Origin of the sequence: Vibrio ordalii ATCC 33509 (genome assembly GCA_000257205.1) — a bacterium.
Lineage (GTDB): Bacteria > Pseudomonadota > Gammaproteobacteria > Enterobacterales > Vibrionaceae > Vibrio > Vibrio ordalii.
Window position 1 is genome coordinate 1 of sequence record AEZC01000190.1, and the last position, 12,256, is coordinate 12,256.

A 12,256-nucleotide genomic window follows, 5' to 3' on the forward strand; every position below is an offset into this window, starting at 1 on the left:
ACCTCTCCTTTGCTGAATGCAGCATCAGAGACGGCATAATCCATGTTTGGGTTCAATACACCTTGATTAACCATATTAACTAAAAACTGCAGACCGTTGATTCCTGCTTCATTATTAACTCCGGTACTTTTGGCATTGTAACCCCCTACAATTTTTTCAAAAGCATAGGCCCCGCCAGAGGAAATAACAGGCCAAGTAAAGTAAGCATTTTTAATATCCCACATGATGGCTTTTTTACCCTGTTTCTCCATTGTATTATGAATACTGACTAGTTCTTCCCAAGTTTTAGGCGGTGTTGGTAACAGATCTTTATTGTAAATAAGAGAAGGGGCCTCAATAGCAAGAGGATAGCCAACCAATTTTCCATTAACGGTAACGGCATCCCAACTGAAATCGACCAACTTTTCTTTAAATTGCTTACTTGGTTTGATTTCGTGAAGCAAGCCTGCTTCTGCATAGCCACCGAATCTATCGTGTGCCCAAAAAATAATATCAGGACCACTGCCAGTTGCAGCGTGCTGTTGGAATTTCGCTTCAAGCGATTCTGGATGCTGAACAATGATTTTAATTCCAGTATCTTGTTCAAATTGTTGGCCTATTTGCGCTAAGCCATCATAACTTTTATCACCGTTAATCCAAATGGTGATTTCACCTTCTTGCATCGCCATCAGTGGTGCCGCCATTAAAGTGGCCAGTGTACAGATAGACAGATTCTTAATTGAATTTTTCATCACTATTTCCTGTTTTACCTAGGCCCGAAGCGAATATGGTACGCATGAGTCCTTGAGTGTAAGTCCTGTTGAAAATATAACGGCTTTTGCTTGCAATAAGAAATAGATGAAAGTGAGTTTGATATAGATTCTATCAATATCATTGCTCTAATATTGATAGAATGTAACTACGGTAGATAACACGGTGAGTTTTTCTACTTTCAAAAGTGTGAACCAAAACAAAAACTATTGTTGTAATGCCCGCTTTATGTGCCGGAAGCCTATGTTATCAAGGCTTTAGTCCACACTGATCTTCAATAATTTGTTTAGTAGGGCGTTAGCCTTCATAAGGAAGAGGTATACTTCGTTAGTATTTCAATAAAACTGGTAATTTTGGGGTCAGCTATGCCTTGTTTAATATAAATTCCTACATTACCTTTTTTCTTTTTGTTGATGGTTAATGTTGCAATATTTCTTCTGGCCATCCAATGGCACATTTTATCGCTATATGGCATTACAGCGTTAGCCATCTCTAATATATCTATGCTAGCAAATAAAGAATCGACATCATAGATGGCTCTTTTACTCTCTCTTTGTTCCGTATATTGTTTAGCCAGTGATGCATGTTCAGCCAACATTGTACGATGTCGAGAATGATCCGGCGTGACGCGGATGAGAGGGTATTGGGCTTGTTCAATCAGAAGTTCATCATCACTTTTTTTTGTATTCAATATCGGATGGCTTGAACATACAAACAATGCTTCTTGGTCTCGAAACAAAGGTTGGAAATGGACTTTACACCTTTCGTGTAGATCTTGAATTTCATGGCCAATAAAGAGGTCAATATCTCCCTGCACCAAATGATGGATCAAAGAAAGGTTATTGCCAAATTCCAAATGTATTGAACAATTAGGGGTGTTTTTTTGATATAGGCATACCGTATCGCGAACAAATAATTCCCACCACGCTTCCCCAGTGCCAAGCTTTAATTTTCCTTGATGTCTCTGTTGCATATCGGTGAACTGATGTAACAGTTGTTGCTGCTTTTCTTGTTGCTCCTGCACATACTCCCTAAATAGTTTGCCATAAGCGCTGAGCTCTACACCTTTTGAGCGGCGAATAAATAGCTCAACTCCAAGTTCATGTTCAAGCTTTTTAATTGCTGTGGTAAGAGATGGTTGACTGATATGCAGTTTCTCTGCGGCTTGCTTAATATTATTTTCAATCGCAACCATCAAAAAATATCGAAGGGATTTATCCATGCTGTTTTATCTTGTCTTCTGCTTATTGCTATCATGTTTGGCATAAATCACATTTTAGGTGATGTTTTTTTAATCTCTTTGCATGCAGAGAGGCCTAACTATAGTGATTTTTCTTATGATATAGGTATTGGCTATATCATATGGGGAATGTTCTATTGTTACTTTGCGTCAGCTCTCATTATGATGAGCAATAAATTAATTTACAAAAAGGCAATATCATGGAACCCAAATGGTGGCATAGCGCTGTGGTATACCAAATATACCCGCGCAGTTTTTACGATTCTAATCACGATGGTATCGGCGATTTAAATGGCATTATTAGTAAGCTTGATTACCTTGCAGAGTTAGGCATTAACGTTATTTGGCTATCTCCTGTTTATCAATCTCCAATGGATGATAACGGTTATGATATTTCTGACTACCAAGCAATAGCTCAAGAGTTTGGTTCCATGGAAGATATGCAGCGTTTACTGAGCGAAGCACAAAAACGCAATATTAAGATAGTGATGGATCTTGTCGTTAATCACACATCGGATGAACACCAATGGTTTTTACAAGCGAAGCAATCGCGAGACAATCCGTATCGAGATTACTACATTTGGCGGGATGCAAAACCGGATGGCAGTGTACCGGATGATACAGGGTCAATTTTTGGTGGCAGTGCTTGGCACTGGGATGAGCAAACGCAGCAATATTACTTCCACCTTTTTTCTAAACGTCAGCCAGATCTGAATTGGGAAAACCCTAAAGTGCAGCAAGAAGTGCACAGCATGATGAACTGGTGGATTGAACAGGGTATTGGTGGTTTTCGATTAGATGTTATTGATTTAATTGACAAAGAAATTGATAAGGGCATTACTGGTAATGGCCCGCGCTTGCATCCGTTATTACAGCAAATGAATGCCGCCACCTTTGGTAATCAAGATCTGCTGACCGTGGGAGAAACTTGGGGAGCCACACCAGACATTGCAAAACTGTACAGTGCGCCGAGTCGTCGTGAGTTATCGATGGTTTTCCAATTTGAACACATCACTTTGACATGGGAGCAGGGTGACAAATGGAACCCTATTCCGTTAGATCTTAAGCAGTTTAAACAGGTATTAACCAAGTGGCAGATTGAGCTTGCCGATCAGGGTTGGAATTCATTATTTTGGAATAATCATGACCTGCCACGCGCTGTATCTAAGTATGGTGATGACAAACGCTACCGAGTTGAATCTGCGAAAATGTTGGCAACGAGCTTACACTTTCTGAAAGGCACGCCTTATATTTATCAAGGCGAAGAGATTGGTATGACGAATGTGGCCTTCGATTCGCTCGATCAATACCGAGACATCGAGACGTTAAATTTTTATCGTGTGAAGACAGAATCGGGCGTTTCTCATCAACATATGCTGGATGCTATTCATCAAAACAGCCGTGATAACGCTCGAACGCCAATGCAATGGTCAGCGGATAAACACGGCGGATTTACTCAAGGTTCTTCGTGGATAGAGGCGAATCCTAACTACCTAAAAGTCAATGTTGAACAAGCGCTCGCTGATAAACAATCGATTTACCATCACTATAAAAAGTTAATTGCACTGCGTAAAAAACACCTGTCCATCGTCTATGGATCGTTCACGCCTTTATTTGAAGAACATGATCAAGTGTTTGGCTATGTGCGCGAGTACCAAGGTGAGCAAATTGTCGTGATCAGTAATTTTTCATCGGCCACGGTTTGTTTAACAATACCCGAAAAGTTTCAATTGAGAGCGGTGGAGTGTTTGAGCTCTAATTATCAAGAGATTGAAAAATTAGAAGAAAATCTAGTACTCGAGCCCTATCAATCCATCGCGGTTTTGATGAGAGAGTAAAGTGAGTGGCTCATTTTTTGAACTGAGATGAACGCAGCGATTTGGCTGCGTTTTTTTATTCATTGACCCAAATCGGAATCTATTCCTCAATTAGTGTGATTGTGCGTAACACTCTTGAAAAGAGTACGGTACTATCTTAGTGCTAAGACTATGTGGCTTAATTAATTCACAAGTATTAGGTATAGAGTGGCCTCTCTGTTTTGGATGAACGGATTTGACTGTTTCGTATGCTTTAAATGGTTCGAGACAGAATGAATGTGGTCAGACTTTTTCAAAGATTGAGAAAATGGTCGATAATGAAGTTAATCAGCTAAATAAGATTTGAATCAATGAGCACTATTGGGATTGCCATAGGCGCAACCGGGTTATCACTTATCCTCATCTTCGTGTGGATGTTTTCGCTCTCTTTGCGCAAAAAACGCTTAGAAGAAGAGAGAAAAGAGAGAGAAATCGCTTACCGCAAAGCGATAGAAAAATCACGTGAACAAGAAAGGCAAGATCGCTTATTTAAGGCCGAAACAGGCCATGTTCCGACGATTTTGTATTTGGCGAAAGAAGCCGAACGAACCAACCTCAAAGAGGCGATGTATTGGTATGACAAAGCGGCAAATTATGACAATGTTACGGGAATGTATGGTGTTGTTCGGATTTGCCAAAAATTTCGAGATGATCTGATTTTGCGGGAAAAAGAGAAGTTTTGGCAGACTTGTATTGCTGGAATTGAAGGTAACTTAACCGCAAAGTATGAAACTGGCATGGCCTATATTCATGGTCGTGGCGTGGAAGCGAATATTGCGAAAGGAGTCTCGTTAGTTCAAGAGGCTGCGGAAGCTAATTTGCTCGACGCTGTGATTTTCATGGGGGATTGGTGTGTTTCACACGATAATATCGCGCCATCTCCAGTGGATTCAACATTTTGGTATTCCAAAGCCGCGAAGCTAAATAGCCCGATAGGACAGATGAAGCTAGGCTTGAATTACCTCAAGGGTGTTGGTGTCGCAATCGACCACAGTAAAGCTTGTTATTGGTTAGAGCGGGCTGCTGAAAAAGGTCATGTTGAGGCGATGTATCACGCAGGCGAAGCCTGGATAGATAAAGGTTCAAATGGCAATGCTATTGCTTATATCTGGTTATTTTTATCGGCTTATTTTGGTTTTGAACCAGCAAAGATGTTAAGAGATCAAGTGGGTTCGCGCATCGGTGTCGATTCGGTTGTGGGGCTGCAATCGTTGGCTAAACCACTCATCAAGAAGATCGGCGCGGGTACAGTAAGTAAACATTCAATTATTAAGGCGCTGAACAAGCTTTATAAACGTGGGATCCCTATCCCCGAGAAAGGGGAGTTGCTTGACGAAGAGGAACTCTCATTGAGCGTAGTGGCGGATGCCTCCGAAGAGCTTTTGTCATCCAGCTCATCTGATGATCATGAGGTTCTAACGCGATTAGATTTCTCCAATACTTCAATGGACAGGTAATGCTGGATAGATAAAGTGGCTAAGCACTGTAAATAAAAAATCTCTTAAATAAAAATCCCCAGCGAATCGGCTGGGGATTTTTGTTGGTATCGATCTTAGTATATCGAATGATTAGGCTGATTTATTGTGCTCAGCTTGGCAAACCGCAGCAGTGAAGACAACATCTGTTGAGCTGTTGAGCGCTGTTTCAGCTGAATCTTGAATCACGCCTATGATAAAGCCAACGGCAACAACCTGCATTGCTACGTCATTTGAAATGCCAAATAGCCCACATGCGAGCGGGATCAGCAGCAGTGAACCACCTGCCACACCCGATGCGCCACAGGCAGAAACAGCAGCAACGATGCTCAGTAGCAAGGCTGTCATCAGGTCAATTTCAATACCTACTGTGTTTACTGCCGCTAGGGTGAGAACCGTGATAGTAATGGCGGCACCAGCCATATTAATGGTCGCACCGAGTGGGATCGAGACTGAATAAGTATCTTCATCCAGTTTTAGTTTCTCACACAATGCCATGTTTACTGGGATATTGGCGGCGCTTGAGCGTGTGAAAAATGCGGTGACACCACTTTCACGCAAGCACTGGAATACCAGTGGATATGGGTTTTGGCGAGTTTTCGCGTACACAATGATTGGGTTGACAACCAATGCGATGATCAACATGGCACTCAGCAACACGAATAAAAGGTTGGCATAACCAGCCAAAGATTCAAAGCCAGTTGTGGCAAACGTGGATGCAACCAAGCCGAAAATACCAAACGGTGCTAGGCGAATAATAAAACGCACAATTTGTGAAACACCGTGGCTTAAATCTTCAAATACGGCTTTAGTTGTTGCTGAGGCATGGTGTAAAGCTAAGCCCAACCCAACAGCCCATGCCAGAATGCCAATATAGTTTGCACTCATTAGAGCATTGACTGGGTTATCAACTAACTTAAACAACAGGGTATTAAGCACTTCAGCGATGCCTTGAGGAGGCGTTGCACCTTCTGCTCCTGCAACCAATGTTAGGGTCGTTGGGAAGATAAAGCTTAATACAACGGCAGTAAGAGCGGCTGTGAAGGTACCGAAAAGATAAAGTACCACGATTGGGCGCATATAAGTGTGTTGGTTTTTCTTTTGGTTTGCGATGGACGCCGCGACCAAAATAAACACGAGGATTGGTGCTACAGCCTTCAGTGCGCCAACGAAAAGGTCGCCAAGTAGGCCGGCGTTTTTCGCATCATCGGGTGAAAAGGTTGCTAATAACCCACCGAGAACGATACCGGCGAGTATTTGCAGAACCAAATTGCCACGCGCAAAACGGGCGAAAATATTGTTGCTTTGCATAGTTATCCCTGCAATAAATCGAATTACATCCTGCATGACCTAAATACTACGAAGCATAGTATCGGTTATGGTAGACAAATAGAGTTATAGTGACATCAGTGAGCTCCACTGAAGGGGGTAATGATATCTACGCGGAATATTGTGTCTAGAATTAATTGATAATCAGCACAAATAATTAATCAATATGTGGAAATGCAATCGATTTTGAGTGAGATGTAAATAAAATGTAGCATTTTTGGTGCTGGAATGATAGGCCACTTGTCGGGATGTCTCGTTCTCGCCATTAGGCTGGTCAATGAGCGGTTAGTGCGATGATAAAAGAGGGTAAGCCAACATCGCTCACCCTCTTCTTTTTAATGGTGTGCCATACCACTCATCACTTTTTTTACTGGTGCAATAATGGTTTGCTGCTCACCATTGGCAAAGGTTAGTTGTACGTCAATCTTTTCACCTTCAACCAATGGTTTCTTCAAATCAAAAAGCATGATGTGCAAGCCGCCCGGTTTGAGTTCGACGTGCCCTTTGGCCGGAATTTTAAATTCAGTGACTTGACGCATTTTCATCACATCTCCTTCGGTGATTACATCATGCAATTCAACTTTCCCTGCCACATCGGTGCTGGCCGATACAATGAAACGGTCCGTCTCACCTTTATTCATGATTTGAGAAAATACTGCGCTGGTGGTGGCGGTTGGTGCGGTGGCACGTGCGTAAGGGTGATGTACCATAATATCTGTGTTGGCAAAAGTAAGCGGGCTAAAGGCAAGGCTTGCTAAAAAAAGAGCATTGAGCTTCATGTTATTTTCCTTGTGATGACGTCATTATTGTTTTGATGTCTTCAACAATGGGAGCCGGTGAAAGCGTATGTGGAACTTTAGTGATTAATGTTCCATCTGGTTGTAAAAAGTAGAAGTAGGAGCTGTGATCTAATGTGTATTTCAGTTCAGATCCCTTTAATTCGGTTTTGCGGAAAATGACGCCATACTGATGCGCCAGTGGTGTTGTAATGTCTAAAGGAGCAGAAAGTCCTTCGATCATAGGGTGGAAATATTGGGCGTATTGATGAGAAGCATCGGCAGCGTCACGCTCTGGATCGAGAGAGATAAATAAAGGGCGCAGCTTTGCTTTGGTTACATCATCCAGTTGATTGAGTGCACCTGCTAACATAGCCAGAGATGTTGGGCAGACATCTGGGCAGCGTGTAAAGCCGAAGTAAACAACACGTATGCGTTCATCTTTAGTATTAAAAATAGAGATGGATTGATTTGCTTTGCCAAATAAAATCACCTCAGAAGATGAGCTATTACCGCTCTCTAAATCCATACTTTGCTGCGTATCAAAATAGGTTTTTATGCCAAAGCCTAATACAAACGCAACCACCAATGCCAGAGACCAATTTTTACTCATCTTTCCATCCTTATTGCCGGAAATACTTGGGTGCGACCATCAGAGAGTTCGCCAATCCATGTCATTTTTTCAGTCGTGCAAACTGGGAGTACAATCTGTGCTGTGTAGAGCCCGTCTTCCTGCTGCGTCAGTACATATTTCGCGGTGCCCATCTCCATCTCTAGCCCATTGAGTGTGAGTGTGAGTTTACTTGCATTGGCTTGCGGCCATTCAACGGTCAGAGTGTTAGCCACCAAAGGTTGAGATTTATCGTGTGCCAATGTCATGACAACATCTCCTTGTCGGCAAGGGGTACTCGACAACTGGCAATATTGATTAATGTCTGAAGAGGAGTGTGCTGAAGAGAGCCAATTGAAAATATCGCTGCTAAAGTAACCCGCCAGCAGGGCTAGAACAAAGACGCCGATTTTGATTGCGTTGTGCATGGTGATAATCCAAGCGGTGATAAAGCGCAAATGTTATCACAGCTATCTTTTTGCAGTGGTGACGAATGGATAAAATGTGCAATAAATCAATATAGAAAAGGTGAGTCTCCCCACCTTTTCTCATTCATGCTATGCGGTGTGATTTACACATCGTGATGTTTTGCATATTGCTCCAGGCCAAGCACGAGGGCAACCGCGCAAAGCATCAATAAAATGGCTACCAGCAGTTGCGAAGGCTGTGAAGTGATGGACTCAAATTCGAATGGAGAAAGGTTTCGCTGTAGCAAAGGAACGAGCTCGCCGTGAGAATTGGTTCGCCAAGTGAGCGTTTCTTTCCAAGGCCAGATTTTGGGTAAGGTGCCGATCATTAATCCCGTAAGAAAAATTAAGGTCAAGTCTCTAAATTGTTTGAGTAACCAAGACAATACGTGAGAAAAACTCAGTAAACCACCGATACATCCGAGTAAAAAGAGTGCCAAAATATCGGCTTGCATCTCTTTCACCGCGCCCAGTACCGGTGCGTACATACCAATCAGCAACAGGATAAAACTGCCAGAAATTCCCGGTAAAATCATGGCGCAGATGGCAATAGCACCGGCTAGAATTGTGTTCAGCGCTGTTGGTTCCATCTGCATTGGGTTAAGCACCGTAATACTGTAAGCAAACGCAATTCCCAGCAAAGCGAAGAGCAACCGAGAAAGTTTGAATTGCTCAATTTGTTTCACAATATGGAACACCGAAACCAGAATTAAACCGAAGAAGAATGACCAAATGGGAATAGGATGCGTGGCGAGTAGCCAAGAAATGAGCTTAGCCAAAGAGAGGATACTGGTGAATATCCCCCCAAACAGTGCGAGCAAGAAGAAGCCATTAATATGTTGAAATGCGGCGGCTAACCCATCTCGTTTGACTATGCGCAATAAACTCGGATTAATCCTACGGATGCTTTCAAGCAAAGTGTCATAGATACCAGTGATGAATGCAATGGTTCCACCCGAAACGCCCGGCACCACATCGGCGGCACCCATGGCCATTCCTTTTAAAAATGTACTGAAATAATTCATTGAATCTGCATGATTAAGTGTATGTACCGGAAGTATATAATGAAATAACCAAGGAATGCTTGTACAAAAGAGGAGTGGGTGGTGCTGGCTTAATGTGAAAAAACGCAGAGAATGAGTTTGTTTTATAGCAACTGGGTGAGTATTATTTTGCATTTTTTCGCATAATGCAATTCGCGTAATGCGATAAAGTACTACATTTTGATGAATTGATGTGATGTATAGCTAAAAAGTAGCCATTTTTTAGTTGGCATACTTAATGCATAAACTTATTTGACCCTTCTTAAAGCCGAGGGTCACCTAGCCAACTGACGTTGTTAGTGAATGAGTTTGTTCACACTATATATAAGCCAATCGCAGCATTGCGGTTGGCTCTTTTTTTGTCTGTTAGGTATGATACGTCTCCTCGCTCGTCTAATGAGAGTTTGTAAATGACAATCAAAAGCCGTGAGCGAAGATTTTTTTCGAGCAAAACCAGTTAGGTCATGTGTTCGTAAAACCCATCAAATAAACATCGTATGTCATTGTAAATAAACAATATCCATAAGGATGATCCGTATCGATCAATCGTATTTTTTTCGAGCTTATCAAGCTTTCTTTGATGATCTCCAAACTCATTAAGGAAGATGAGTGAAGCAGTAATAAGAGGTTATATGCACCATTTAATTTCAATTGGGCCCCTTGAGTCTTTCTTAATCGCTATCAGCGTGCTTTTTTTAGGACACTTTATTAACGCAAAACTGCCTATCTTGGAAAAATTCAACATTCCTGAGCCCATCGTTGGTGGCTTAATTGTCGCTTTCGCGATCACTCTGCTGCATTTTTACGGCTTAGATTTAGAGTTCTCATTACCATTGCAGAATATTTTTATGCTGATGTTTTTCAGCACCGTAGGCCTTGCGGCCAATTACACTCAACTGGTTAAAGGTGGCGCAAAAGTCTTTCTTTTCCTCGCCGTTGCCTCGTTTTATATCATCATCCAAAATGGCGTCGGTGTATCGTTAGCGACGGCTCTTGGTCTTGACCCACTGATGGGGTTGATCGCCGGTTCTATTACCCTCTCGGGTGGACACGGTACGGGAGCTGCGTGGGCTCAAACATTCAACGACAATTATGGGCTTAGCAATACGCTAGAAATTGCCATGGCCTCAGCGACCTTTGGTTTGATCATTGGTGGGATTATCGGTAGCCCAGTAGCCCAAAAACTCATTAATAAAAACGGGTTTGAATCTGAGTATGGGCGAGGAACCAAAACGCACGATAAGTTCCCAGAGCTGGTTACTTACAATGAATATGAAGAAGATAAAGTCACCGCAAAGAAAGTGATTGAGGGTTTATTCATCCTTCTTATTTGTGTCACAGGTGCTAAATATTTAGAGCAGGGGGTAAGTACATTTGAAATCAAATGGTTGATGATCCCCGATTTTGTCTATGCGCTTTTCATCGGCGTGTTCATTACCAATATACTGGAATTGACGAAAGTTCATAAAATTGATGCTGAAACTGTTGACATCTTAGGCACCGTTTCCCTATCGCTATTTCTTGCTATGGCGCTCATGAGTTTAAAGTTATGGAATATTTTTGACTTGGCTGTCCCATTTCTGGTGATTTTAGCGGTGCAATCGGTGGTGTTGGGTATTTTTGCTTATTTTGTGACTTTTAAAGTGATGGGATCAAATTATGACGCTGCGGTGATCGCTGGTGGGCACTGCGGCTTCGGCCTTGGCGCTACTCCAACAGCGGTGATGAACATGGGGTCGCTAGTGACACGATATGGCCCATCACCGCAAGCGTTTATGGTCGTGCCAATCGTTGGGGCATTCTTTGTAGATATTGTGAATTTGGTGATATTACAAGGGTATATTTCGTTTCTCGGTTAAAAATAATAGCAATACACCCTAACTTATTGGTTAGGGTGTATTGCTTACTTCAGCGTTAATTTTGTGCCATCAAACTTCAATTGACTTAATAAACTCTTTGCATTTTTGACACCTTCTTCATCAAACTGCACTCCGTAACGAGCATAGTGCAGTGAGCGTTGCAGGTTACAAACTTTGCCCATCAAAGGCGCAAAGAATTGGCTGCCGCGAGCATCAGTAAATAATTCGAGACTAATCTTATCACCCACTTGGAAAGTGCGCCCAAGAGGCGGTGTGACAAAACGGCAGCCACTTTTGGAGAGATCTCTTACCTCACAATCCGACTTATGCGTTCCTACCGTTGCTTTTCCTGCCAGATTCACATCGTAACGAGCTTCTTTGCGCAGTTGGGTCACTTGCATGCTGTTGGGAATGGATAACATGGCGAGCGGTATAGGCTCTTGCAAGACATGTAACAACTGGCTACGAAAATGGATTAAAGCCCCTTCGCCACGTGGTGAAATAGCTCTGATATTCATCCAAAAACCTTCTTGGAAGAAAAAAGAGAGATCATCTGCGGAAATTTTAGGAATTTCTACAAGGAGATGGGAATGAGAGTAGGTACCGATAAATGACGTTTTACACTGAAATTTCGTACCAACGGGAGTGGTTATACTTAAGGTTAGTTCGCTGCTGTGCTCAACCATAGATAACGCATCAGTACTATTAAGTGTCGATAGGGTTTTGTTACGTTCAACCGAATGATTTTGGCTCTGTTCATCTTTCAGCACTGCCGACTGCGATTCCATCTTATTTTCTCCGTGATGCAGTAGCTGCATTTTATTCTAATTTTTGTAATAGTTTAAATTCTA

General features: G+C 42.3%; 11 protein-coding genes. 3 read left to right on the forward strand and 8 right to left on the reverse strand.

The window, feature by feature from the left end:
• On the reverse strand, positions 1–731 hold a 731-nt coding region (malE, locus tag VOR_RS0112725; RefSeq protein ID WP_010320078.1), incomplete at its 3' end, for a maltose/maltodextrin ABC transporter substrate-binding protein MalE.
• A 323-nt stretch (positions 732–1,054) separates the two neighbouring features.
• Positions 1,055–1,972 carry a LysR family transcriptional regulator gene (locus VOR_RS0112730; protein WP_010320079.1) on the reverse strand — a complete coding sequence of 306 codons (918 nt, stop codon included), beginning with the start codon at positions 1,970–1,972 and terminating at the stop codon, positions 1,055–1,057.
• Positions 1,973–2,190: 218 nt separating this feature from the next.
• Between VOR_RS0112730 and VOR_RS0112735 the strand changes: the two genes are divergently transcribed.
• Positions 2,191–3,828, forward strand: coding sequence for a glycoside hydrolase family 13 protein (locus VOR_RS0112735; protein ID WP_010320080.1), 1,638 nt, complete (start codon positions 2,191–2,193; stop codon positions 3,826–3,828).
• Positions 3,829–4,157: 329 nt separating this feature from the next.
• On the forward strand, positions 4,158–5,303 hold the full coding sequence (locus VOR_RS0112740) for a tetratricopeptide repeat protein (protein WP_010320081.1): 1,146 nt from the start codon (positions 4,158–4,160) through the stop codon (positions 5,301–5,303).
• Positions 5,304–5,414: 111 nt separating this feature from the next.
• Here VOR_RS0112740 and sstT read toward each other — a convergent pair whose 3' ends face one another.
• The 5 genes from sstT to VOR_RS0112765 all read right to left on the reverse strand — a co-directional run bounded on the left by sstT (position 5,415) and on the right by VOR_RS0112765 (position 9,528).
• Entirely contained in the window at positions 5,415–6,632 is a 1,218-nt protein-coding gene (sstT, locus tag VOR_RS0112745) for a serine/threonine transporter SstT (RefSeq protein WP_010320082.1), read from the reverse strand.
• A 353-nt stretch (positions 6,633–6,985) separates the two neighbouring features.
• Complete coding sequence (locus tag VOR_RS0112750; protein WP_010320083.1) at positions 6,986–7,429, reverse strand: copper chaperone PCu(A)C; 444 nt, start codon at positions 7,427–7,429, stop codon at positions 6,986–6,988.
• 1 nt (position 7,430) lies between these two features.
• Positions 7,431–8,039: an SCO family protein gene (locus VOR_RS0112755; RefSeq protein ID WP_010320084.1), complete on the reverse strand. Its 609-nt coding sequence runs from the start codon at positions 8,037–8,039 to the stop codon at positions 7,431–7,433.
• Positions 8,036–8,464, reverse strand: a complete 429-nt coding sequence (locus VOR_RS0112760) for a hypothetical protein (RefSeq protein WP_029627171.1) — start codon at positions 8,462–8,464, stop codon at positions 8,036–8,038. Before VOR_RS0112760 ends, VOR_RS0112755 begins: the two co-directional genes overlap by 4 nt.
• 143 nt (positions 8,465–8,607) lie before the next feature.
• Entirely contained in the window at positions 8,608–9,528 is a 921-nt protein-coding gene (locus VOR_RS0112765) for a polyprenyl-phosphate transporter (protein WP_010320086.1), read from the reverse strand.
• Between the two features lie 650 nt (positions 9,529–10,178).
• On the opposite strand from VOR_RS0112765, the gene gltS reads away from it, so the two are divergent.
• Complete coding sequence (gene gltS, locus VOR_RS0112770) at positions 10,179–11,405, forward strand: sodium/glutamate symporter (RefSeq protein ID WP_010320087.1); 1,227 nt, start codon at positions 10,179–10,181, stop codon at positions 11,403–11,405.
• A 44-nt stretch (positions 11,406–11,449) separates the two neighbouring features.
• Here the strand turns inward: gltS and VOR_RS0112775 are convergent, their stop codons facing one another.
• A complete protein-coding gene (locus tag VOR_RS0112775) occupies positions 11,450–12,193 on the reverse strand; it encodes a flagellar brake protein (protein WP_010320088.1) in 744 nt (247 codons plus the stop codon).
• Positions 12,194–12,256 lie beyond the last annotated feature (63 nt).